The 22,371-nt window shown below is 48.9% G+C and carries 21 protein-coding genes and 1 CRISPR repeat array; of the genes, 14 read left to right on the top strand and 7 right to left on the bottom strand.

Annotation, left to right across the window (positions count from 1 at the left end):
* Nucleotides 1–21 precede the first annotated feature (21 nt).
* The 4 genes from HMPREF9098_RS02570 (at nt 22) to HMPREF9098_RS02555 (ending at nt 2,359) form a co-directional block, all read left to right on the top strand.
* Nucleotides 22–468 carry a hypothetical protein gene (locus HMPREF9098_RS02570; protein WP_003781717.1) on the top strand — a complete coding sequence of 149 codons (447 nt, stop codon included), beginning with the start codon at nt 22–24 and terminating at the stop codon, nt 466–468.
* Between the two features lie 21 nt (nt 469–489).
* Nucleotides 490–897, top strand: a complete 408-nt coding sequence (locus tag HMPREF9098_RS02565; RefSeq protein ID WP_003781716.1) for a thiol-disulfide oxidoreductase DCC family protein — start codon at nt 490–492, stop codon at nt 895–897.
* The gene (locus tag HMPREF9098_RS02560; protein WP_003781715.1) at nt 894–1,265 is read left to right on the top strand and encodes a hypothetical protein; all 372 of its coding nucleotides are present in this window, start codon (nt 894–896) and stop codon (nt 1,263–1,265) included. The genes HMPREF9098_RS02565 and HMPREF9098_RS02560 overlap by 4 nt, the downstream gene beginning before the upstream one ends.
* Before the next feature lie 242 nt (nt 1,266–1,507).
* Nucleotides 1,508–2,359 carry an NAD-dependent epimerase/dehydratase family protein gene (locus tag HMPREF9098_RS02555; RefSeq protein ID WP_040564203.1) on the top strand — a complete coding sequence of 284 codons (852 nt, stop codon included), beginning with the start codon at nt 1,508–1,510 and terminating at the stop codon, nt 2,357–2,359.
* A 381-nt stretch (nt 2,360–2,740) separates the two neighbouring features.
* On the opposite strand, the gene HMPREF9098_RS11640 is transcribed toward HMPREF9098_RS02555, so the two are convergent.
* Entirely contained in the window at nt 2,741–2,878 is a 138-nt protein-coding gene (locus HMPREF9098_RS11640; protein WP_155803273.1) for a hypothetical protein, read from the bottom strand.
* Between the two features lie 78 nt (nt 2,879–2,956).
* Here HMPREF9098_RS11640 and HMPREF9098_RS02550 point away from each other — a divergent pair, with 78 nt between their 5' ends.
* The 10 genes from HMPREF9098_RS02550 to cas2 all read left to right on the top strand — a co-directional run bounded on the left by HMPREF9098_RS02550 (nt 2,957) and on the right by cas2 (nt 15,797).
* Nucleotides 2,957–3,742, top strand: a complete 786-nt coding sequence (locus HMPREF9098_RS02550; RefSeq protein WP_003781710.1) for a DUF4184 family protein — start codon at nt 2,957–2,959, stop codon at nt 3,740–3,742.
* Nucleotides 3,743–3,972: 230 nt separating this feature from the next.
* Complete coding sequence (locus tag HMPREF9098_RS02545; protein ID WP_003781704.1) at nt 3,973–6,255, top strand: CRISPR-associated helicase/endonuclease Cas3; 2,283 nt, start codon at nt 3,973–3,975, stop codon at nt 6,253–6,255.
* Nucleotides 6,256–6,334: 79 nt separating this feature from the next.
* Nucleotides 6,335–8,164, top strand: coding sequence for a DUF262 domain-containing protein (locus tag HMPREF9098_RS02540; protein ID WP_003781701.1), 1,830 nt, complete (start codon nt 6,335–6,337; stop codon nt 8,162–8,164).
* Nucleotides 8,165–8,258: 94 nt separating this feature from the next.
* The gene (cas5c, locus tag HMPREF9098_RS02535) at nt 8,259–8,933 is read left to right on the top strand and encodes a type I-C CRISPR-associated protein Cas5c (RefSeq protein ID WP_003781700.1); all 675 of its coding nucleotides are present in this window, start codon (nt 8,259–8,261) and stop codon (nt 8,931–8,933) included.
* A complete protein-coding gene (gene cas8c / locus HMPREF9098_RS02530; protein WP_003781698.1) occupies nt 8,930–10,804 on the top strand; it encodes a type I-C CRISPR-associated protein Cas8c/Csd1 in 1,875 nt (624 codons plus the stop codon). The genes cas5c and cas8c overlap by 4 nt, the downstream gene beginning before the upstream one ends.
* A gap of 11 nt (nt 10,805–10,815) precedes the next feature.
* The gene (gene cas7c / locus HMPREF9098_RS02525) at nt 10,816–11,799 is read left to right on the top strand and encodes a type I-C CRISPR-associated protein Cas7/Csd2 (protein ID WP_003781697.1); all 984 of its coding nucleotides are present in this window, start codon (nt 10,816–10,818) and stop codon (nt 11,797–11,799) included.
* Nucleotides 11,800–11,813: 14 nt separating this feature from the next.
* Nucleotides 11,814–12,473 (top strand): CRISPR-associated protein Cas4, encoded by a 660-nt coding sequence (gene cas4, locus HMPREF9098_RS02520; RefSeq protein ID WP_003781695.1) that lies wholly within the window; start codon nt 11,814–11,816, stop codon nt 12,471–12,473.
* A 37-nt stretch (nt 12,474–12,510) separates the two neighbouring features.
* On the top strand, nt 12,511–14,307 hold the full coding sequence (locus HMPREF9098_RS02515; protein ID WP_003781692.1) for an ATP-dependent nuclease: 1,797 nt from the start codon (nt 12,511–12,513) through the stop codon (nt 14,305–14,307).
* Between the two features lie 108 nt (nt 14,308–14,415).
* Nucleotides 14,416–15,429 (top strand): type I-C CRISPR-associated endonuclease Cas1c, encoded by a 1,014-nt coding sequence (cas1c, locus tag HMPREF9098_RS02510; protein WP_003781691.1) that lies wholly within the window; start codon nt 14,416–14,418, stop codon nt 15,427–15,429.
* A 74-nt stretch (nt 15,430–15,503) separates the two neighbouring features.
* Nucleotides 15,504–15,797 (top strand): CRISPR-associated endonuclease Cas2, encoded by a 294-nt coding sequence (gene cas2 / locus HMPREF9098_RS02505; protein WP_003685729.1) that lies wholly within the window; start codon nt 15,504–15,506, stop codon nt 15,795–15,797.
* 189 nt (nt 15,798–15,986) lie between these two features.
* Nucleotides 15,987–17,587: direct repeats of the CRISPR family, unit length 31 nt; unit sequence CAGTCGCCTTCGGGCGGCTGCGTGTTGAAAC.
* A 507-nt stretch (nt 17,588–18,094) separates the two neighbouring features.
* Here the strand turns inward: cas2 and HMPREF9098_RS02500 are convergent.
* The 6 genes from HMPREF9098_RS02500 to HMPREF9098_RS02475 all read right to left on the bottom strand — a co-directional run bounded on the left by HMPREF9098_RS02500 (nt 18,095) and on the right by HMPREF9098_RS02475 (nt 22,286).
* Nucleotides 18,095–18,616, bottom strand: a complete 522-nt coding sequence (locus HMPREF9098_RS02500; RefSeq protein ID WP_003781684.1) for a hypothetical protein — start codon at nt 18,614–18,616, stop codon at nt 18,095–18,097.
* A 221-nt stretch (nt 18,617–18,837) separates the two neighbouring features.
* Nucleotides 18,838–19,302: a hypothetical protein gene (locus HMPREF9098_RS02495; RefSeq protein ID WP_003781681.1), complete on the bottom strand. Its 465-nt coding sequence runs from the start codon at nt 19,300–19,302 to the stop codon at nt 18,838–18,840.
* Nucleotides 19,303–19,305: 3 nt separating this feature from the next.
* Nucleotides 19,306–19,920 carry a lipoyl(octanoyl) transferase LipB gene (gene lipB / locus HMPREF9098_RS02490; RefSeq protein ID WP_003781680.1) on the bottom strand — a complete coding sequence of 205 codons (615 nt, stop codon included), beginning with the start codon at nt 19,918–19,920 and terminating at the stop codon, nt 19,306–19,308.
* Nucleotides 19,921–20,034: 114 nt separating this feature from the next.
* A complete protein-coding gene (locus HMPREF9098_RS02485; protein WP_003781679.1) occupies nt 20,035–20,550 on the bottom strand; it encodes an SH3 domain-containing protein in 516 nt (171 codons plus the stop codon).
* A gap of 540 nt (nt 20,551–21,090) precedes the next feature.
* The gene (locus tag HMPREF9098_RS02480; RefSeq protein WP_003781672.1) at nt 21,091–21,780 is read right to left on the bottom strand and encodes an aspartate/glutamate racemase family protein; all 690 of its coding nucleotides are present in this window, start codon (nt 21,778–21,780) and stop codon (nt 21,091–21,093) included.
* A gap of 239 nt (nt 21,781–22,019) precedes the next feature.
* The gene (locus HMPREF9098_RS02475) at nt 22,020–22,286 is read right to left on the bottom strand and encodes a YbeD family protein (RefSeq protein WP_003781670.1); all 267 of its coding nucleotides are present in this window, start codon (nt 22,284–22,286) and stop codon (nt 22,020–22,022) included.
* Between the last annotated feature and the right edge of the window lie 85 nt (nt 22,287–22,371).

The following is a 22,371-nucleotide window of genomic DNA, read 5'->3' as shown; positions in this document are numbered from 1 at the left end:
CCCTTGCATAAGGAGAATAATATGCAGACATTTAACATTATGGCGATACAGGTTGCCGTATCGTTGGCGGTGAGCCTGGTGTGCTGGCTGGTTTTGGGCGCATCGCTGCGGCGCGTGCTGGCGTTTTTGTGCAACGACCCGCGCGACGAAGTGAAGGAAATCAGCGGCATATTCTGGCAGCGGCTGTATTTGAGCCTGACGCTGTTCACACCGCTGCTGTGCGTGCTGCTGTTTGCGCCGAACTTCGAGCGCAGTTTGGCGGATAACCTGCTTTACGCCCTGCGTTGGGCCGTGTTCGGCGGCGTGAGCCTGCTGCTGGTGCTGGCGCATTTGGTACGCAAACAGATTCAGGTGTTGCAACGCAGCGGTTTTGAAGGCGTGAAGCCCGAAGCAGAGCCCGAAAAGCAGCCTGCACCGCCCCGCCTGCAAGCAGAAAAATATAACGGCTTTGCCCCGTTGGAAGAGTAGCGCATTTTAGGAGAATTTAAGATGCACAAAATTTTTTACGATGCCGAATGCCCCATTTGCGTGCGCGAAATAGAGTTAATTATGCAGGACAGCCGCGCCGGATTCATGGAAGCCGTGCCGATACAGGGCAGCGAAGCCGTGTTGGCGCAATACGGCATCACCACCGAAGCCGCACTCACCTACCTGCACGTTTTGACGGACGACGGCGTGATGCTGCAAAAAATGGCCGCCGTGCGCAAAATGTACGAAGGCTACCAAGGCTTTGCGCTGGTGAAACTGGCCAATCTGCCGCTGCTGGACAAACTGGCCGACTGGCTTTACCCGTGGTTCGCTCGCCACCGCTACCAATTTCCCAAATGGCTGCTGCCGCGCCCCGAATGCGAAGGCGGCGTATGCCGAATCCCACCGAAAGAAAGGACGAAAAAATGAAAAAATATTTTATTTCCATGATGTTGCTGCCTGCATTGGCCATGGCCGATGGCGGAGAACTGGCGCGCTGCGAGCAAACCTTCCGCGACAATATGGACATTATGGCGTTCCCCATGTACTGCACCCAGAACCCCACCACGCCCGCGCAAGATGCTGCCCTGCAACGGCATTTGGAAGCCCTAAACCGCTGCGAAGCCTTCGCCAAACGGCTGCCGCAGACGCAGTACAATCAGATGATGGCGCGCCTAGATGCCTATGTGAAACCCGCGGCATTGAAGGTTCGCGCCCTGAGTGACCGTCCGCAGGAATTTCAGCAGTATTGCACCGAGCAGTTGGGCAAAGCGGCGCGGCTGTTGCAGAAATATTGACGAATCCGGCAAAAAGCAGCACCAAGGGCACGCACATCGGTTAGCTGAATCACAGATTCAGACCGATGGCAGCCTGCACCCCGATGGGCAAAGTGCAGGCTGCCTGAAATACCCAACATCTTATCAATAGGGCGTAAGCCATTCAATTTTCAGAAATTCGCACAACGGCATGGCGTATGGCCGTCAGACCCGCTCTGAAAAAGCAGCCTGCACATTTCCCCACCGCCCACAAGGAGTTCCGCATGAACATCGTCCTCTTCGGCGCAAGCGGCTTTATCGGCCGCCGCGTTGCCCAAATCCTGCGCACGCACGGCCACACGCTGCGCACCCCGAGCCACCGCGAATTCGATTATTTGCAGCCGAACGAAGCCGCCGCCCGCGAAATCCTGCGCGGCGCGGATGCCGTGTTCAACTGCATCGGCGTGATGAGCCGTCATGCCGACGTGCTGGAAACCGTGCACCACCGCACGCCCGCGCTGTTGGCCAAAATTGCGGCGGAGCAAGGCGTGCGGCATTGGGTGCAGCTTTCCGCGTTGGGCGCCAACCCGAAACACGCCGTGAATTTTGTCGGTAGTAAAGGGCGCAGCGACGAAGCCGTATGCCAAATTGGCGCGGCACACGGCATGCGCGTGGCGGTGGCGCGGCCGTCCGTTGTGTACGGGCGCGGCGGCGCGAGCTGCGAATTGTTTATCAAATTGGCGCGGCTGCCCGTTATCGCTCTGCCGGCTGGCGGCAGGTTCATGCTCCAGCCCGTACACGCAAACGACGTGGCGGACGGCTTGGTGCGCCTGCTGGAAAACGGCGCGCCGCACGGCACCATCATCCCTTTCACCGGCAGCCTGCACACCAGTCTGGCGGGCTATCTTGCCGCCATGCGCACAGGGCTGCACCGCAAACCGCCCTTGCGCGTGCTGCCGATTTCGTTGGCGTTGGTGAAGCCGTTTCTGCCGCTGACGAACGTGTTGAGCAACGGCATGGTAAGCGCAGGCAGCTTTGCGCTGCTGGAAGAAGGCTCGTGCGCCGACTGCACCGCATTTGCCGAACTGCTGGGGCGCGAGCCCTTGGGCGTGGGGGAGTTTTGGGCGGTGGGATAATGTGCCGCATCGCAATGGGCACGCCGAAAGTAATAGAAACAGCAGCCTGCACTTGGTTTTGCCAAAGTGCAGGCTGCTTAAAATTTAAAATTGCTGTGCCTAAAACAGAATCCGCACCGTTTTCACGGTTTGCGTCTGCCAGTGTGTCCGCCATAATACCAAACTGTCCGTAATTTGCGTTTGCAGCGGCTGAGGAACGTGTGCCAGCCCTTGGAAGGTGAGTGTTAGGTCATGTTCGGGCAGCCTGCAGTGGGCGGATATGGTTTCATCGGCGGAGTGACGGATGTAAGCTCTTTTTGGCTGGACAAACAGCGTTTGGCAAAACCTAAAACGCTCAATTCTGTGCCTGCGTTAAACGACCTACGCGTTTACTGATATGTTTTAGCTAAGATAAAAGCTGATATGGTCGTTGCAGTTGGCACGGTATTGGGCGTAAGTTTGGCGCGTATTTTGTATTTTGGGGTGTGCAGGCTGCTTTTTAACAATAGAACCGAGTTTCATCATTAAGGAGAATGCCATTTCAGTTAGAACGTGCCGTATCAGATCGACGGCATCGGCACACAGCGCCCCTAACAGGTTTGTCCGCCATAAAATCAAATGTCTTTCCTCTTGCCTGCTGCGCTAAAATCATGTTTACGCATCATCATCGGATTTCAAAATATGCCGTTTACCCTTGCCCACCCGATTGCCGTTTTGCCGTTTTCACGCTGCCGTTATTGCCATTTCCCTGCATTGGTCATCGGAAGCCTTTCTCCTGATTTCGTTTATTTCCTGCATGGGCGTGCCGTATCCGGCGGACATGGTTTGGCCGATATGCTGTGGCCGAACCTGCCGTTGTGCTTCGCGGTTTATTGGCTTTATCTTGCCTTGTGGCGGGACGCTTTGTCTGATTTTTTACCAAATTGCCTGAATGCCGCCCCTTATAGGCCGTCTGAAAATGTAGATTTTAATAAACTCAAAGCAGCCGTCTTCATACCGAGTGCCTTATTCGGCATGGCCACCCATCTTTTCCTTGATGCGTTTACCCACCCCACCGGCTGGTTTGTGCAACATTTCCCCGTGCTGCAACAAACCGTGTTGTTTCTGCCAATCTTTAAATGGCTGCAATACGGCGGCGGTGTAATAGGCCTAACCGCCTGCCTGTACTTTGTATTCCGCACCGCCCGCAGCCGGCCATACCGCTCTCGTCAAACCATTGGACAAAAATACCGTTTTTGGATTCTTTGCGCCATACTGTCGTTCCTTGGCTTTTCCATCTGGCAAATCGCTGTTCCCGTGCCGTTAGGTCATGCCGCCACACAAATAATCCGCCTGATTGATTGTGCAGTGATTTCATTTTCGATATTGTGTCTGAGGCATATTGCCCGAAAGGAAAATGGCTGAAAAGCGGTTTTATGGCAATCGTTAAGTGTTTTATTTTTATATCTATTTATTATTGAAGGTATTTTCATAATGATATAGAATTATTTCTATTTTATTAATTTGGCAAGCAATGAATTCTGATTACATTTCCCATACTCTCAAAGCAGACGGACAACCGCAGTCTGTTTTTACAAAGACAAATGGTAGAAAACAGAAATAGCCCAGCTGTGAAAATACCCAAGGGGATTTAGATGACGACTTACTACGCCCATTCCGCCCAAGACGAACTCGGCAACCTCTTGCCTTACGAACACTGGCAAACCTTGCAAAGCCATTCGGTCAATGTTGGCGAAATGGCGGCGGAGTTTGCTCGAGTATTCGGTGCGCAGGAAAGTGCCTGCCAGACGGGACGGCTTCATGACTTAGGGAAATATTCGGAACCATTTGACCGCCGATTGCATGGTGGCCCATCAGTCGATCATGCTACTGCCGGAGCCAAAATTGCAGTCGAGCGTTGGGGAAATGTTATCGGCAAGCTGATGGCGTTTTGTATTGCGGGGCATCATGCGGGGCTTGCAAATGGCAATGGCGAAGGCGATAACCGCCGCACGTTAAAGCAGCGTTTGGCTTTGCAATTCGGCGCAGATATTCCCGCTCTCGATAATCTGTGGCAACAAGAAATCAAACTCCCTCAAACCCTGTCTGCACCGCCACTCAAAGCCGATGCGCATCATCCTTTTTTCTCCTACGCCTTCTTCACACGAATGCTCTATTCTTGCTTGGTGGATGCCGATTATCTTGATACTGAAGCCTTTTATTCAAACCTAGAAAACAAAGCCGTCAAGCGCGGCGGCTATCCCGATTTAAACGCCTTGCAACACAATTTCAATCAATTTATCAACGCTTTCAGACGACGTATCGCCCAAGCTTCAGAGCAAACCGAAGCCGAAAAACGCAATGCCGCTTTAAACCGCCTGCGCAGCGAAATTCTCGATTACGCCGTAGAACAAGCGGCACAACCGCAAGGACTGTTTACGCTCACCGTGCCGACCGGCGGCGGAAAAACTTTCACTTCCATGGCATTTGCGCTGGAACACGCCAAGCGGCACAGTATGCGGCGCGTGATTTACGTCATCCCGTTCACCAGCATCATCGAACAAAATGCCGCCGAATTTCGCAAAGCCTTTGGCGAATTGGGCGAACAAGCCGTGTTGGAACACCACAGCACCTTCGACGACGGCAAACTGCAAAATGAGGCCACCAAAGACAAATTGCGCCTTGCCTCGGAAAACTGGGACACGCCGATTGTCGTGACCACCGCCGTGCAATTCTTCGAATCCCTCTTTGCCGACCGCTCTTCCCGTTGTCGCAAACTGCACAACATCGCAGGCTCCGTCATCATCCTCGATGAGGCGCAAATGCTGCCGCTCAATCTTTTGCTGCCCATCATGCAAGCCATCAAAGAATTGGCGCAAAACTACCACTGCAGCGTCGTCATGTGCACCGCCACCCAGCCTGCCGTGCAAGCCGAAAACGGCTTCTATCGCGGCTTTGAAAACGTGCACGAAATAGCCCCAAAACCGACCGCACTTTTCGACAAACTGCGCCGCACCACCGTGCAGCACATTGGTACACAAACCGACGCCGACCTGCTCGCCAAACTTGGCGAACACCCGCAAATGCTCGTCATCGTCAACAATCGCCGCCACGCCCGCAGCCTGTACGACCAAGCCAAACACCTTGACGGCACGTTCCACCTGACCACCTTAATGTGTGCCAAACACCGCAGCCAAAAGCTTGATGAGATTCGAGGTCGTCTGAAAAACGGCGAACTCTGCCGCGTTATCGCGACCTCCTTAATTGAAGCCGGCGTTGATGTGGATTTTCCGCTGGTGATGCGCGCCGAAGCAGGTTTAGACAGCGTTGCGCAAGCCGCCGGACGCTGTAACCGCGAAGGCAAAAGGCCGTCTGAAAACAGCTTTGTCTGGATATTCGCGCCCGAAGAACAATGGAAAGCCCCACCTGAACTTGCCGCCCAAGCCGCCGTTATGCGCCTGACCGCCGACAGCTTTTCAGACGACCTCTTATCCACCCAAGCCGTCGCCGCCTATTTTGCCGAGCTTTATCAATTAAAAGGCAGCGAACTGGACAATAAAAAAATTCTGAAAATGCACAACGATACAGGGCAAAGCCTTGATTTTCCATTCCAAACCGTCGCCGACAAGTTCCGCATGATTGAAAGCCATATGCAGCCGCTGATTATTCCCTTCGATGTTGAGGCCGAAAGCCTCATCAGCAGCCTGCACCACGCCGACCACATCGGCGGACTCTTACGCAAACTGCAACCCTACACCGTCCAAATCCCCGAAAAAGCCCTCGCCGCTTTATACAAGGCAGGGCGTATCGAACCGATAAACGAGAAAAACTTCGGCAAACAGTTTTATACGCTGATCGGGCTGGATTTGTATGATGAAGTGGCGGGGCTTTCTTGGGAGGATAATGCTTTTATCAAAACTGAGAATTTAGTTTTTTGAGTAAACTAAGTGCTGAGATAGGTAGATGTATTACTACTCTTATTTTAGATATTTATTAACTTAACCAAAGGAAAAAATTATGGATATTTCCCCTGATAAACAAAATATAGATAAAGTTTTTAGTAATACTCAATATCACATTGATTTTTATCAACGTGAATATAAATGGACACAAGAACCAGTAAAACGGTTGTTAGATGATATTTTTTATAAATTTAATGAAGTCTACCAACAGAATAGTAGCTTGCCTCCTGATGAACAGGTTATTGACAGTAAATACCCATGGTATTACTTAAATACTTATGTAACTAATACCATAGATGGAAGGGTTTATGTTGTAGATGGGCAGCAACGATTAACAACTTTAACTTTGATCTTATTAAACTTGTATCATAAAGCGATCGCTAATAAGAGTGAGCTATCTGATTGGGTAAAAAGTAAAATATTTGGTCAATCAGGCTATAAGAAAACTTTTTGGATGAGACATGAGGCTCATTTGTTAACACTGGAAGCATTATTTGAAGAGCGGATTGACGAAGCGCCAACAAATAGTGGCCTAACTGCTGAAAATATGGTTAAAAACTATAAGGTAGTTAAATCTTGGCTAGAGCAAAATATAGATGGAAAACATCAATTAGAAACATTTATATTTTATTTTTTACGTCGCTTGGTGTTGATTAATTTATCTGTAGAACAGACAGATGTTCCAATGGTATTTGAAGTTATTAACGACCGAGGAGTACGTTTGAAGCCTTACGAAATTCTCAAAGGTAAGCTACTTGGACAAATTGATAAGATTATCTTGGATAAGAAGCAATATAACCAACTTTGGGAAGATAAAACTCGTGCAATTAATCAGTTATCTGATGATGAGACCGATCGTTTTTTCCGTTTTTATCTAAAAGCCCGTTTTAGTCAAAATCGCAGTGATGCTAAACGTTATGACGGCGATTATCATCGATTAATGTTTTCAAGTGAGTTTCAGCAAAATTTGAAACTGGATCATAATCCACAAGGTGTTATGGATTTCTTAGATAACGATTTTACTTATTATGCAGATTTATATGTGAAGTTATCAACTCATCTTAAAAAAGATGAAATAGGTGGATTTGCGTTTAACCGCTTGAATGACATTGATGGTGTACTTTTAGTGGGACTGTCAGCCTGTAAGATTAATGATGAGAAAGAAGGGGAGAAAATTAAAAAAATTGCACTAGAAGCAGACAGACTATTTTCTTTATTACAACTTCAGAATGTTTATGAAAGTAACGGTTTCCAAGAAGCATTACATCGAATTGCAGCAAATATTCGCAACGTAGATAACGATGAAATTATACGTTCCGCATTTGATAAAGAATTGAAAGAAGCATTAAAAGATAAAACAACATCAGATGAATCAATTAATTACTCTTTATTTAAGGCAACTGGAGATAATCTAAATCCGCGCTTTAAACGATATTTCTTTGCACGAGTAGAAGGTTTTCTTGCTGAACAATTTGATGTCAAGATGCGGCATACTTATGAAGATTTAGTTACAAAAACAGGCTCAAAAAACGGTTTCCATATTGAGCATATCTTATCTCGAAATGAAGAAAGTCAAAAGTATTTTGAAGATGAAGACACTTTCTTGGTGGAACGAAATAGACTTGGTGGAATTTTGTTATTAAAAGGAAAAGACAATATTTCTAGTAGTAACGAAGTCTATCAGCAAAAATTAAAAACTTATTCTGGCACATTGCTTTGGAATGAAACATTGAGAGAGGATTTTTATAAATCTAATCTTGATGTAGAGCGCTTTAAAAAAGAACATAAATTAGATGAACTAAAAGCAATTAATGAGTTTGATCGCAACGCATTGGAAGATCGTCATATGTTGCTATTTAAAATTGCTAAAATGATTTGGTCTTAATTGAATTTCATCAATAAACAAAAAGTACGGTCAATTCCCTCAACGTTTTTAAACGTCGTCTGAAACCGCACTTCCCAACCAAAAGGAGAACCAAATGAACCAAATCCGCCTACATATTTGGGGCGATTATGCCTGTTTTACCCGTCCGGAGATGAAGGTGGAACGGGTGTCTTATGATGTCATCACGCCGTCGGCGGCGCGCGGGATTTTGGCGGCGGTGCATTGGAAGCCCGCGATTCGGTGGGTGATAGACCGGATTTATGTGCTAAAGCCGATTCGGTTTGAGTCGGTGCGGCGTAATGAGTTGGGCGGCAAGATTTCGGCGGGCAAGGTCAGCGGCGCGATGAAGTGCAAGAGCGTTGCCGATTTATATACGCTGATTGAAGACGACCGCCAGCAGCGCGCGGCGACGGTGCTTAAAGATGTGGCTTATGTGATTGAAGCTCATGCGGTGCTGACGGCAAAAGCGGGGGCGGATGAGACCGTTACCAAGCATATTGAGATGTTTAAACGCCGTGCGAAAAAGGGGCAATGTTTCCAGCAGCCTTGTTTGGGCGTGCGTGAATTCCCTGCCGATTTTGCGTTGATTGATGAAGGCGAGCCGCTGCCGCCGTCGGCATTATTGGAAAACGAGGCAAACCGTGACTTAGGCTGGATGTTGCACGATATTGATTTTGATCACGGCAACACACCACATTTTTTCCGCGCGGAAATGAAAGATAGCGTGATTGATGTACCGCCGTTTTACGCCGAGGAGGTGAAAGCATGATTCTTGCGTCCCTTGCCCGCTATTACCGCCGTTTGGCAGCGGAAAACGATGAAATGGGCAGCCCAAAAGTGCCGCCTTATGGCTTTAGCGAGGAGAAAATCGGCTGGATTTTGGTGTTGGATAAAGAAGGTCGTCTGAAAGATGTGATACCACATTTATCCGAAGATAAAAAACCACAGCCTAAATATATGAGTGTTCCTAAAGTTGGTGGTTCTGATAGTAATAGTATAAAACCAAAATTTTTATGGGGTAACAGCCAGTATATATTAGGCATAACTGCAAAGGAAACAAAGGATCCTAGTAGAACCACACGGTGTTATAACTCTTTCAGAAGCTATCACTTGGGTTTACTAAAAGACTCTCAAGATGAAGGTTTATTAGCACTAAGAAAATTCTTAGAAACATGGCAACCTGATATGTTTCAAAATCAGCCATGTAAAAAAGAAATACTAGATACCAATATGGTATTTAAACTTAGTGGTACAAGTGGATATATTCATCAACGAAAAGATGCTTTAAAACTATGGATTCAAGAAATAGAGAATGAAGAAATCACGGATGGTTTTTGCTTAATTAGCGGTGAACAATTAAAAATTGCAGAAAAACATCCTGTAATTAAAGGGGTAAATGGCGGTAAAGCAGAACAAATGATTGTATCGTTTAACAAAGAAGCCTTTGCCTCTTTTGGTAAAGAGCAAGGCGCAAATGCGCCCGTCTCCGAACAATCCGCCTTTGCCTACACTACTGCGCTGAACTATCTCTTGCGCCGCGAAAATAATCACTGTCTGACCATCGGCGATGCCAGCACGGTCTTTTGGGCGGAAGCTGATGATAACGCAACTGCGCAGGCTGCCGAAGGCTTTTTCGCGCAAGTATTCATGCCGCCAAATGACGAACAAGAAAGCGTCAAAATTTTTAATGTATTAGAACAAATCGGCAAAGGTTGCCCGCTGCAAGAAATTGCGCCCGAACTATCTCCCAATACCCGTTTTTATATCTTAGGGCTTGCCCCTAATGCTGCGCGGATTTCTGTTCGGTTTTGGCTGGACACCACGTTTGGGCAGTTGGCGGAAAATTTGGCGCAGCATTGGAAGGATTTGCATATAGAACCGTCTGCATGGAAGAAGGGGAAAGAACCTCCCGTATGGCGCATTCTCCTAGAAACGACACCGAAGCGAAAAGATGCGGAAGGTCGTCTGAAAAAATCGGAAAGTAAAGATATTCCGCCACAATTGGCTGGAGAATATATGCGTTCGGTTTTAACAGGGCGATTTTATCCGAAAACTATGTTGACACGAATGATTGGACGTATCCGTTCTGATGGATACATTTCCGGTTTGCGTGTTGCCGTAATTAAAGCAGTTATTAACCGTAACAGTTTGTACAGAGAGGAACTTAAAATGGGATTAAATGAAGAAACCCACGATATTCCCTATCGTTTGGGACGCTTGTTTGCCATTATCGAATTGGCGCAGTCTTCCGCATTGGGTGAACTCAATGCTGGGGTAAGGGATAAATTTTACGGTGGTGCATCCAGTTCTCCGCATAGTACTTTTCCCTTATTGCTGGATAACTATCGCACGCATATTTCAGCCTTGAGAAAAGGAAGAAAAGCTAAATGGGTAAAAGGCGATCCCAAAAAACTGGCAAACTGGTTGGAAGGAAAGGTTGGCGAAATTATTGGTGTTTTCGATGCAGAAACACCGTTCCCACGCCATTTGTCGCTGGAAGAGCAAGGACGTTTTGTTGTCGGTTATTACCAGCAACGATTCAAAAAATACAATAAGCAAGAAGACGGTAATATCCCTGAAGATATTGAACAAGCAAATTATTTGGCTGATGAAGCCGATTCTGAAAATGAAGAAAACTAAGGAGCCAGAAAATGTCTGCCATTCAAAACCGCTATGAATTTGTTTACTTTTTTGACGTAACCAACGGCAACCCCAACGGCGATCCCGATGCGGGCAATATGCCGCGTCTTGACCCCGAATCCAGCAAAGGCCTGGTAACTGACGTCTGCCTGAAACGCAAAATTCGTAATTTTGTGGATATGACTTCATCAGGTCAGGCTGGCTATGAGATTTTTGTAAGAGAAAAAGGTGTATTAAACCGTCAAATTGAACGAGCTTATACGGAAAGCGAAGAAGTTAAAGCTAATCTCAAGGCTTGGCAAGAATACGAGAAAAAGCGGAAGAATAAGAAAAAAGGAGGGGAAGGAGAAAATATTTCCAAACCTGAAAAACATTATGAAGACATTGCACGCGATTGGATGTGCGAAAACTTTTTTGACGTTCGTACTTTTGGTGCGGTAATGAGTACAGGGAAGGAAAAAGAAGAAACCGATGAAAATGGTGAAAAAAGCAAGATTGCTAAAAAAGCAGGTCAAGTACGTGGTCCTGTACAACTGGCATTCGCCCAATCTATCGACCCCATTGTACCGTTGGAATTAAGTATTACACGCGTAGCTGTAACTTCTGAAGCAGAAAAAGAAGAGGGGAAAGACACTATGATGGGGCGCAAATACATCGTCCCTTACGCGCTCTACCGCGTGCACGGCTTTATCTCCGCCAACCTTGCCTCCCAAACCGGTTTTTCAGACGAGGACTTAGCCAAACTCTGGCAAGCCCTGACGCTGATGTTTGAACACGACCGCTCCGCCGCCCGTGGCGAAATGGCGGCGCGCAAATTGATTGTGTTCAAACACGACAGCGCGCTCGGCAGCCAGCCTGCACATAAATTGTTTGACGCCGTGAAAGTCGAACGCGTAAACGGCGAATCAGGTACGCCCGCAAGCGGTTTTGGCGATTACAAAATCAGCGTGGTTTCAGACGACCTAAATGGCGTGAGTGTGGAAGAGTTGCTGTAAAAACACTTAAAAAAATGACCGCACTTTCAACCGAAACCCAAGGGGAAAATCAGGACCCTCGCCTGATTCCCCTTTCCGCCCTGCAACACTACGCCTTCTGCCCGCGCCAATGCGCGTTGATTCACAACGAGCAGGTGTGGGCGGAGAACTATTTGACTGCGCAGGGAAAGGCGCTGCATGAACGGGTGGATTCGGGCGAACCTGAAACACGCAAGGGCGTACGCTTTGAGCGGGCGGTGCATGTGTCGGCGGAGAAATTAGGCATCAGCGGCGTGTTGGATTTGGTGGAAGTCGAAACAAAAACAGGCCGTCTGAAACCTGTGGAATACAAACGCGGTAAGCCCAAACCCGACCCGATGGATGAAATCCAACTTTGTGCCCAAGGCTTGTGCTTGGAAGAAATGACGGGGCAAACCATCTTCGAGGGCGCGCTGTGGTATATGCAAACCCGCCACCGCGTTCCTATTGTGTTTTCAGACGACCTGCGTGCCCAAACCCTCTCCACCATCGCCGCCGTGCGCGAACTTTTAAACAGCGGCCAAACCCCGCCGCCCAACTACGGCAAACGCTGCAAAGCCTGCTCACTGATGGAGATTTGCCAGCCGGAGTTGTTGGGGAAACGGGATAGAAGTGTGGGGTATGTGGAGGGGTTGTTTAGGCAAGATGCTGAATAAAATTTTTAAATTTTAATTATTGAATTGAGGGTATTGTATGAAGCTTAAAAGAATTGATATTAAGAGGTTTAGATCTATAAATGACCTAAAGCTAGAAATTGATTTGGATAATAATTTTATTAGTATATGCGGTCCAAATAACGTTGGGAAAACTAATGTGCTACGAGCATTAAATTTATTTTTTAATCCAGATGAATATGTTTTTAATAAAGATGCTCCGCATTTAAAACAAAACACAAGAGGAGGTTCTGTAGCAACTGAAATTAATCTTCAGTTTGAAGATTCAAAAGGTAAGCTATATGAATTAATTAGAAGAATAGAGATGATAGAAGGTGAGGTTTCTATAAATAATAAAGGATTTCTTTATCCAGAAGGTATAGGAGGAGGAAAACCCAAGAAAGAATTAACTGAATCTCACATCAATGATCTAATTAAAAATTTTGTATTTTTTTATATTCCAGCAATCAATATTTCATTCCCTGATTTGATTAACCTGATTATTAATGATGTATATGCAATTGAATTTGATAAATCTAGATTTTCAGGTTTAAAAGGAGAATTAAAATCATCTTTTGAGAATTATAATAATGGGTTGGTGGGTGTTTTAAATCAGTTAGCTGAAGAAATCAACCCATTATTCCAGCAGTTTAATGAAAATTGGTCTGTTGAATTTAAAAGCAATGCCAAAGTAAAAAAATTTCAAGATCTAATTTCAGAAGATATTAGTTTTCATATTGATGATAAAGCAGGATTTAATAATGAAGGAAAAGGATCAGGATTGCAGAAATTAGGATTTATACTCTTACATCAGAAAATTATTGAAAAATTATCAAGAACAAAGAAGAATATAATATTTTGTATTGATGAACCAGATGCTTTTCTGCATCGTGGGCTTCAATTAAAGTTAAGAGATGTTTTATATGATATATCAAATAAACACCAAGTTATTGTTACTACTCACTCACCAGAATTTATTGATTCTTCCAGTTTAAAAAATGTCATTTTGCTAGATCAGGAAATTGGTGAAGAAAAGCTTTATAAACGAACTAACACATATATTAATTCTATTAATACCATATCTATAGATCTATCAGAAGATGATGGAGCTAGAAAAATTAGAGAGTATTTAGGTCTAGAGGAAGATAAAACTGATCTTTTAGATAATTATAATATATTTGTCGAAGGAGAATGTGATAAAAAATATATTTCCGAATTATGTAAGTTGTTTAAAATAGAGACTAAAAGGATAATTTCTATTGATGGCGTTAATAAATATGATAGAGAGTTAGAGTTTTATGATGATTGGTATTCTGACTCAACTAAAAAACCCAAAATTACGTTACTATTTGATAATGATGAGGAAGGAAGAAAATGTTATAAATTGATTAAAGGAAAAAAATTTAAGAATATCCAAGTGGATTGTAAGTTTATTCCTACCAGAACTGGAGATTTACCAGATTTAAGTAATTTACAGAATGTTAAAAGTAATTTAGAAATTGAAGATTTTATCTACCCAGAGCTAATTTTTCATTTATCATCATTATTGCTTTCTAGAAAAAATATATCAAAATTTTCTTTTAAGGAATTAGATAGAAAATTAAAGAATAAGGGATTTGCCGATGATGGTATATTAGCTTCAATGGATCTATTATTAAAGGATAAAAATCCTGGTGGTATAGGATCACTCAGTTTTTGTTCTATAAGTATGAAAGGAGGGTTAGCTTCTCACTTTAATCTTTCTGGTAATAGAAAAATAACCGATTTACTAATTGATGCTGATAAGAAATATCCAGAGGTTAGAAAATTCTTAATTGATATTATGAAGAAGAATTAATGATTTATTGCGTTATAGTATTCTAATTAACCTAACCCACCTACTTTTCAGGAAGCCCAACCAATCCATTAATTTCAAAACTGCGGTCAAAACCCAAGGAGTTTCCCCATGCGCAAACTGCAAAACACGCTCTACATCACCACCCAAGGCAGCTATCTGCATAAGGAGCGTGAGACGCTGGTGGTGGAACAGGAGCGTAAGAAGGTGGCGCAGTTGCCGGTGCATTCCATCGGGCATATTTTCTGTTTTGGGAATGTGCTGGTGTCGCCATTTCTGCTGGGGTTTTGCGGTGAAAATAATGTGAATTTGGCGTTTTTTACCGAAAACGGGCGTTTCTTGGGGCGGCTTCAGGGGCGGCAGAGCGGCAATGTGCTGTTGCGTCGGGCGCAGTATCGGGTGTCGGAGCAAAATCCCGTACCGGTTGCGCGCAATATCATTGCGGCGAAGATTCAGGCGAGTAAGCGGGTGCTTCAGCGGCAGATTCGCAATTATGGCGAGAATGCGGCGATTCAAAGTGCGGTCAATGCTTTGAATATTTCGCTGCGGCAGTTGAAGGGCGCGGCGGAGCTGGACGTGGTACGCGGCATTGAGGGCGATGCGGCGGCGCATTATTTTGGCGTATTCGGGCAGCTTTTGAGCGAAAAAAGCGGCTTTTCTTTTGACGGGCGCAACCGCCGTCCGCCCAGAGACGGGGTGAACGCGCTACTGTCGTTTGTGTACAGCATCTTGGGCAAGGACATCAGCGGCGCGCTGCAAGGCGTGGGGCTGGACCCACAGGTGGGCTTTCTGCACACCGACCGACCGGGGCGCGACAGTCTGGCACAGGATATTTTGGAAGAATTCCGCGCGTGGTGGGCGGACAGGTTGGTGCTGTCGCTGATTAACCGCGGGCAAATCAAACCGCAGGATTTTGTTACCGAGGCAAGCGGCGCGGTAAGTTTGAAAGCAGAGGCGCGTAAGCTGTTGTTCCAAGCTTTGCAGGCTAAAAAGCAGGAGAAAATCGTTCATCCGTTTTTAGGCGAAGAAGTGGAAATCGGGCTGCTGCCGTATATTCAGGCAATGCTGTTGGCGCGGCATTTGCGCGGAGATTTGGTGGAATATCCGCCGTTTTTGATGAGATAGGTTTGCAGGCTGCCTGAAAACGGGTTGGACATTTTCAGACGACCTATAAAGCAGCCTGCACATGGGAATACAAAATGCTGATGCTGATTACTTACGATATTTCGCTGGAAGACGCGGAAGGGCAGGCAAGGTTGCGGCGCGTGGCGAAATTGTGTCTGGACTACGGCGTGCGCGTGCAGTATTCGGTGTTTGAATGCGACATCGCACCCGACCAGTGGGTTGTTTTAAAAGACAAACTTTTGAAAACCTACAACCCCGAAACCGACAGCCTGCGCTTTTACCATCTGGGCAGCAAATGGCGGCGCAAAGTGGAACACCACGGCGCGAAACCGGCGGTGGATGTGTTTAAGGATACGTTGATTGTGTGAATCGCCAACCTGCGGTTCTCATGAAAATGCGGCAGGGTTGGCGAATGGGGATTGTTCTTTAACAATCAGGATATTGCGAATGCGGGTGTAACGGAAAAGGCTGTGTTATACTCGCGTTCGCGCTTTTCTTGAGAGCTTAGCGAAATTGGGGTTGCGAAACCTGATGGAGCAAGGCTTTTGAGAGAGGCTCAGTCGCCTTCGGGCGGCTGCGTGTTGAAACACCCCTTGGATTACCGCATTAACCGAATCAATCACAGTCGCCTTCGGGCGGCTGCGTGTTGAAACCACGCCCATGTTTTCCAATGCGGCAAGGTCTGCCCAGTCGCCTTCGGGCGGCTGCGTGTTGAAACACACAGCACCAGTTGCAACAGCGGTTGCGCTTTGCAGTCGCCTTCGGGCGGCTGCGTGTTGAAACTGCGGCGGCTCTATCACGGATTTTCTGGATGGTCATCAGTCGCCTTCGGGCGGCTGCGTGTTGAAACCAAAGGCAACCTTATCCCTTTGGCGAATATCAAGCCAGTCGCCTTCGGGCGGCTGCGTGTTGAAACCGCGCATGGTATCAGGCACGGCGGCCAAACCGAACAGTCGCCTTCGGGCGGCTGCGTGTTGAAACACGCACAGCAACGGCGGCCAGGTCAAATCCATCAGCAGTCGCCTTCGGGCGGCTGCGTGTTGAAACAACATCCGCGCCAGCCAATCGCGCAGCCAGTCCAACAGTCGCCTTCGGGCGGCTGCGTGTTGAAACCAGCGCCATGTCTTTGTTATAGCCGATGTACCACCAGTCGCCTTCGGGCGGCTGCGTGTTGAAACGAAGTCGATTTGCACAGCCTTATCCGTATGGATGCGCAGTCGCCTTCGGGCGGCTGCGTGTTGAAACCGTTTCTTATCCGCCATCCCGCTCACCATTTCCCTCAGTCGCCTTCGGGCGGCTGCGTGTTGAAACAGCCCTGTTTTTTTTGCCATGGTGTCAATCTCCGCAGTCGCCTTCGGGCGGCTGCGTGTTGAAACAGTTTGCCCGGCTCTTGGGTTTGGGCAAGGTGGACAGTCGCCTTCGGGCGGCTGCGTGTTGAAACTTCCAGTGTTACCATATTTCGTCCTTTCAGCTGCCCAGTCGCCTTCGGGCGGCTGCGTGTTGAAACATGATAAAACCCCCGAAAGGATAAGACTTTCGGCAGTCGCCTTCGGGCGGCTGCGTGTTGAAACGCGGGTTACGGCGATATGGGTATCGGTTTGCGCCCCAGTCGCCTTCGGGCGGCTGCGTGTTGAAACCTAGTCGAACTCTCTTTTGAACTGGGTTTGCCGCCAGTCGCCTTCGGGCGGCTGCGTGTTGAAACTTCAGGCAGTAGAGCATGGTTTAAGAGGACAGCCAGTCGCCTTCGGGCGGCTGCGTGTTGAAACACTGAAAAACTGCGTGCACACAACATGGTTTTGGACAGTCGCCTTCGGGCGGCTGCGTGTTGAAACTGGCAGCGCTACCAATGCGACGTACTGCCCGAAACAGTCGCCTTCGGGCGGCTGCGTGTTGAAACTGGTTTGTGGCAGCTGGCCCACTGCGCGGAAAAACAGTCGCCTTCGGGCGGCTGCGTGTTGAAACAAAGGCGATAACAGCGCCATCCGCCTGTGCGATGCAGTCGCCTTCGGGCGGCTGTGTGTTGAAACCGGATACCGTCAAAAGTAATCGTTGTCATACCGCCAGTCGCCTTCGGGCGGCTGTGTGTTGAAACAACCGCTGGATATTTTTACGCACATCGTTAATCGTCAGCCGCCTTCAGGCGGCCGTGTGTTGAAATACCCTGATTCGCGCCATTTTGAACAAATATGCGACCAACCACCTTCGGGTTGCTGTATTGAAACGACATGGAGGCGGATAAATTGGATAAATAAGCGTGTACTGGAATATGAAAATTTGGTGTAAAGGCAGATAATGCGTAGCCACTTCTAGATAACTCAGTATTAGGGCAAATAATTTAACTCGACACTTTAGCTGAGCAGCATGCAGCTTTTTGAATATCCCAATATCCACGTTTTTGCATAATCGAAATTGATATATATGTTATATGTTAAGGTGGAATCAGATAGGTACTAAAAGTCTTTTAGTTATTAAAATAACAGTATAATAATATTTATATAGCTAATATTAATAAACTTTTATTATCTCTAAAACAGATTTTTAGATATTAATAATGTTATTTAATATGTTTTTCATATCATGTGCGTAGATTAACCAGATAACATTCTCAATATAAATGTGCAGGCTGCTTTTTCACGATTTAAAAAGCAGCCTGCACTCATTTGCCTTATTTCCCATGCAGCCTGCGGATTTCATTTTTCAGCCATTCGTCAAAATCGGGGCGCTGGCGGCAGAGGGATTTGCTCCAATACAGGCAGCAGCGGGCGGTGTAGCGTGCGTTTTCGGTGTTTCGGGCAATCATGCGGGCGACAAAGGGTTCGAGCGTGGCCGCGCTGTGATGCATCCCGCCGTGTTCGCCATATTCGCCGCAGGTTTCGGGGTGGAGCACGTCCAGTAGCGTTTCGATTTCGGGTTGCAGGGCAAGCCATGAGCCGTTGTCTTCGTCCAAATAAAGCACTTCTCTCAGCCAGCATTCGATGTTTTCCAGTCCCTGAAAACGCGGGTCGTGCCAGAGCAGGCGCAGGGTGGCGAGCTGGGCTTCGCTTTCCAGAACGCCTTGCGGATTATAGTGGTCGAACTGCCAGATGAGCTCGTATAGGGCGCGGTTGCGCTTTTTTTCGGGCAGGGCGAGCAGGATGTCGCGGACGTGTTCGGGGCTATGCCATTGGGGAAGGTGGAGTTTGTCCATAGTGCAGGCTGCTTTTTATAGTCGATTAAAATAAAAATGAGACAAGGCGGCGAGCCGCAAGGCGTACAAATAGTACGTCAAGGCGAGCCAACACCGTATCATTGCCATTTTAATCGACTATATCAATCGTTATGCCAACTGCGGTATTTCCGCCCAACCATGCCGGCTTCCAAAAAGCGATTGCCAAACGGCTTGTTTCTCGTTGCAGGCTGCCTGAAACCTTATTCTTCAATCCCCGCCTTTTTGCGCCAGTATTCGACGGCTTGGGGGTCGGTTTTGCCTGGTTCCGGCCCGACAAACAGGTAGAACCAATATAGCCGCTCGGCGGCGCGGCGGTCACCGTTTTCGGCTTTGGCGGTCAGCTCTGCAACGCGTTCGGGGCGCAGGTAATAGGTGGAGGCGGTGGAAACGGGCTGGTCGGGGACGAACTGCTCTTCGTCCAGCACTTTCTGCAAATGCGGCGGCAGGGGTTCGCCACGCCGTTTGAGTTCGTATGCCCAATAGGCGGCATTATGGTAATCGTAGGCCGCCGGCCGTTCTTCGGCGTTGGCGCGCATTTGCGGTATGGAAACGGCTTCGTTCGGCATGGCGGGGTTTTCGGCTGGACTTGAGGCTTTATCGGCGGCCTGCGGCGCGGGGCAGGCGGCGAGCAGGAACACGGCAAGCGGCAGAATAGGCGGTTTCATAGTTCAGGCTGCCTGAAAATCCAGTTCGCGCGTCAAATGGGCGGCGAGTTTGTCGGCCACTTCGTCCCAGGCAGGGCAGGGTTGGACATAGTCGGCGATTTGGGTCATTTCCATGCCGGCATAGCCGCAGGGGTTGATTTGGCGGAAGGGCGACAAATCCATGTCCACGTTCAGGGCAAGGCCGTGATACACCGCGCCGTTTTTGATGCGCAGCCCGAGTGAGGCGATTTTGCGTTCGCCGACATACACGCCGGGGCGGTCGGGGTCGGCGGCGGATGGGATGCCGTATTCGGCCAGTGTGGCGATGACGGCGTTTTCCAGCGCGGAGACGATTTTGCGCACGCTCACATGGCGGCGTTTGAAGTCAATCATGGTGTAGGCGACGACTTGACCGGGGCCGTGGTAGGTAATCTGGCCGCCGCGGTCGATTTGGACGACGGGGATGTCGCTGCGTAGCAGGAGGTGTTCGGGTTTGCCGGCCAGCCCTTGGGTGAACACGGGCGGGTGTTCGACCAACCAGATTTCGTCTTCGGTGTCGGGCGTGCGCGCGGCGTTGAAGGTTTTCATGGCTTCAAAGGTGGGGGCGTAGTCGGCTTTGCCTAGTTTTTTGATGTTCATGGCGTTTCCTTTGGAGGGGGCGGGTGCAGGCTGCTTTTTGTGTTTTGGCTTCGCAGAAACTCGCTTTGCTCGTTTTAGCTTCGCAGAAACTCGCTTCGCTCGTTTTCAGGCTGTCTAATCGGCGCGGCGCAGCTGGCTTTTGTGGATATAGCCCTCAATATGTACGTTGTTGCCGTATTCGTTTTTTTCGGTATAGGCACCCTGATTGGTGTAATACAGCCAGTCGCCCCTGTTCAATTTCGGAATAATCTGTGCGCGCGTGCCGTTGGGCAGGGTGGTGAGGATTTCGGACTGCCGTGTAATCGGCTGGCCTTCATCTATTACGTTGTGGCGGACGTTGGCTGAGCCGTCGGGGCTGGCGACAATGTAGTTCTGCACGATATAGCCCTGGCTTTGGTGGACGTAGCCCGTGCGGCCGCCGTTTAGTTGGATACGCAACCATTTGCCCTGCCTGCCGAGGATTTTGCGTTGCGGGCTTTCGGAATCCAGCTCGGCGAGGATTTTGCTGCGCGTGTCGGGTGCGGCGCGGACGTTGGCGCTGCCGTCGCATTCGGCATCCGGCAGGAAGTAGTCGGCGGCTTGGGCGGGCAGGATGGCGGCGGCAAGCAGGAGGAGGAGGAGTTTTTTCATGGTGGGGTTTCCTTTGTTTGGGGTTGGATTGGGGTGCAGGCTGCTTTTTGGGTTTTAGTTTCGCAGAAATTCGCTTCGCTCGTTTTCAGGCTGCCTTTCAGACGGCATTCTGGGCAATATCTGGAAGCGGGGGTCTCAACGAAATTCAAATTCAAAAAGCAGCCTGCACTTTTCATTCTATGCGGCAACCGGCGGGGCTTCGGCAATCTGCTCTCTCCTGCGGGGGAGAGTTTTGGGATTTGCTGTCATCTTGGGTGCAGGCTGCCATCGGTCTGAATCTGTGATTCAGCCAACCGATGTGCGTGCCCGTGGTGCTGCTTTTCAGAGTGGGTATGGCGGCGATACGCCATGTTCCGCCTTTGAAATTACTGCCGCCCGTTCAGGTTTGCCTTCTCCCGCGAGAGGGGCGGTTGCAGGCTGCTTTTGGGTTTCAGGCTGCCTGCACGATATAGTCGATTAAAATTGCAATGATACGGCGTTGGCTCGCCTTAACGTACTACCTGTACGCCTTGCGGCTCGCCGCCTTGTCTCATTTTTATTTTAATCGACTATAAATTCCACCGCCTTTTGCACGTGGATTTCGGTGCTGTCGAGCAGGGGGACGGGGGTGTCGCCCTGTTGCACGAGCAGGCCGATTTCGGTGCAGCCGAGGATGACGGCTTGTGCGCCGCGTTTGGCCAAGGCGGCGATGGCATTCAGGTAGCGGCGTTTGCTGTCTTCGCGGATTTGGCCGGTGCACAGTTCGTCAAAAATGATGCGGTGGATTTCGGCCTGTTCGGCTTCGTCGGGGACGAGGGTGCGGATGCCGCGTTCGGCCAGCCCGTCGGTGTAGAAGCCGTCCTGCATGGTGAAGCGCGTGCCGAGCAGGCCGACGGTGGCGAACCCCTGTACCCGCACGGCTTGGGCGACGGCGTCGAGAATGTGCAGGAAGGGGACGCTGACGGCGGCGGCAATGGGGACGGCGACTTTATGCATGGTATTGGTGGCGAGCAGGATGCCTTGTGCGCCGGCGTTTTGCAGGGTGCGGGCGGATTGGGCGAGGAGGCTGCCGGCCTGCGGCCAGTCGCCGCTTTTCTGGCAGTCGGCAATGTGCTGGAATTCGACGCTGTGCAGCAGCAGGGGCGCGCTGTGGTTGCCGCCTTTGATTTGGTTGACGCGGCGGTTGATGTGCAGGTAATAGGCGGCGGTGCTTTCGGGCGACATGCCGCCGATAATGCCGAGTGTGTTCATGGGGTTTCCTTTGGATGGGTGCGGGTGCAGGCTGCTTTTTGCGGGCTGAACGGCGAAAAGGCAGCCTGCACTTTGGTTTTTTGTTTTGGGCTGCGTTTCAGGCTGCCTGTTTGCTATTTGGTTAGCGGGGCGATGGGGCTTGCTGCCATTTTGCATGCAGGCTGCCATCGGTCTGAATCTTGATTCAGCCAACCGATGTGCGTGCCCTTGGTGCTGCTTTTTCAGCGTTCGGGCGGCCGTTAAAACACCACTTTTACCATCGGGTGCGAGGTAACGCTGCGGTAGATGTTGTCCAAATGCTCTTGGTTTTCGGCGTACACGGTAACGGTTGCACCCAGATAGTTGCCGTTCGTGCTGGGGCGCAGCTTCACATGTTCTTCGGTGGTGTCGGGCGCGTGGGTTTGCACGGCTTTCAAGATTTCGGCGGCAAAATCGGGATGGTGCGCGCCCATGATTTTCAGGTCGAAGTGGGTAGGGAAGGCGATGAGGGGTTTTTGCTCGTTCATTTCGGATTTCCTTGCTTGAAATTAAGGCGGTTATTTTAGCGCAAATTAGTGTCGCCTGCGTAATACAGTCCGGCAGTGCGGGGCG

Origin of the sequence: Kingella denitrificans ATCC 33394 (assembly GCF_000190695.1) — a bacterium.
GTDB lineage: Bacteria > Pseudomonadota > Gammaproteobacteria > Burkholderiales > Neisseriaceae > Kingella_A > Kingella_A denitrificans.
This window is presented reverse-complemented; position numbering and strand designations above follow the sequence as displayed.

Excerpts from the sequence above, each read along its gene's own strand:
- HMPREF9098_RS02540 (WP_003781701.1), top strand. The coding sequence starts at position 6,335 with ATGGATATTTCCCCTGATAAACAAAATATAGATAAAGTTTTTAGTAAT.
- HMPREF9098_RS02555 (WP_040564203.1), top strand. The coding sequence starts at position 1,508 with ATGAACATCGTCCTCTTCGGCGCAAGCGGCTTTATCGGCCGCCGCGTT.
- HMPREF9098_RS02485 (WP_003781679.1), bottom strand. The coding sequence starts at position 20,550 with ATGAAAAAACTCCTCCTCCTCCTGCTTGCCGCCGCCATCCTGCCCGCC.
- HMPREF9098_RS11640 (WP_155803273.1), bottom strand. The coding sequence starts at position 2,878 with ATGGCATTCTCCTTAATGATGAAACTCGGTTCTATTGTTAAAAAGCAG.
- HMPREF9098_RS02475 (WP_003781670.1), bottom strand. The coding sequence starts at position 22,286 with ATGAACGAGCAAAAACCCCTCATCGCCTTCCCTACCCACTTCGACCTG.
- HMPREF9098_RS02570 (WP_003781717.1), top strand. The coding sequence starts at position 22 with ATGCAGACATTTAACATTATGGCGATACAGGTTGCCGTATCGTTGGCG.
- cas2 (WP_003685729.1), top strand. The coding sequence starts at position 15,504 with ATGCTGATGCTGATTACTTACGATATTTCGCTGGAAGACGCGGAAGGG.
- cas4 (WP_003781695.1), top strand. The coding sequence starts at position 11,814 with ATGACCGCACTTTCAACCGAAACCCAAGGGGAAAATCAGGACCCTCGC.
- lipB (WP_003781680.1), bottom strand. The coding sequence starts at position 19,920 with ATGAACATCAAAAAACTAGGCAAAGCCGACTACGCCCCCACCTTTGAA.
- HMPREF9098_RS02545 (WP_003781704.1), top strand. The coding sequence starts at position 3,973 with ATGACGACTTACTACGCCCATTCCGCCCAAGACGAACTCGGCAACCTC.
- HMPREF9098_RS02500 (WP_003781684.1), bottom strand. The coding sequence starts at position 18,616 with ATGGACAAACTCCACCTTCCCCAATGGCATAGCCCCGAACACGTCCGC.
- cas7c (WP_003781697.1), top strand. The coding sequence starts at position 10,816 with ATGTCTGCCATTCAAAACCGCTATGAATTTGTTTACTTTTTTGACGTA.
- cas5c (WP_003781700.1), top strand. The coding sequence starts at position 8,259 with ATGAACCAAATCCGCCTACATATTTGGGGCGATTATGCCTGTTTTACC.
- cas8c (WP_003781698.1), top strand. The coding sequence starts at position 8,930 with ATGATTCTTGCGTCCCTTGCCCGCTATTACCGCCGTTTGGCAGCGGAA.
- HMPREF9098_RS02480 (WP_003781672.1), bottom strand. The coding sequence starts at position 21,780 with ATGAACACACTCGGCATTATCGGCGGCATGTCGCCCGAAAGCACCGCC.
- HMPREF9098_RS02495 (WP_003781681.1), bottom strand. The coding sequence starts at position 19,302 with ATGAAACCGCCTATTCTGCCGCTTGCCGTGTTCCTGCTCGCCGCCTGC.
- cas1c (WP_003781691.1), top strand. The coding sequence starts at position 14,416 with ATGCGCAAACTGCAAAACACGCTCTACATCACCACCCAAGGCAGCTAT.
- HMPREF9098_RS02565 (WP_003781716.1), top strand. The coding sequence starts at position 490 with ATGCACAAAATTTTTTACGATGCCGAATGCCCCATTTGCGTGCGCGAA.
- HMPREF9098_RS02550 (WP_003781710.1), top strand. The coding sequence starts at position 2,957 with ATGTCTTTCCTCTTGCCTGCTGCGCTAAAATCATGTTTACGCATCATC.
- HMPREF9098_RS02515 (WP_003781692.1), top strand. The coding sequence starts at position 12,511 with ATGAAGCTTAAAAGAATTGATATTAAGAGGTTTAGATCTATAAATGAC.
- HMPREF9098_RS02560 (WP_003781715.1), top strand. The coding sequence starts at position 894 with ATGAAAAAATATTTTATTTCCATGATGTTGCTGCCTGCATTGGCCATG.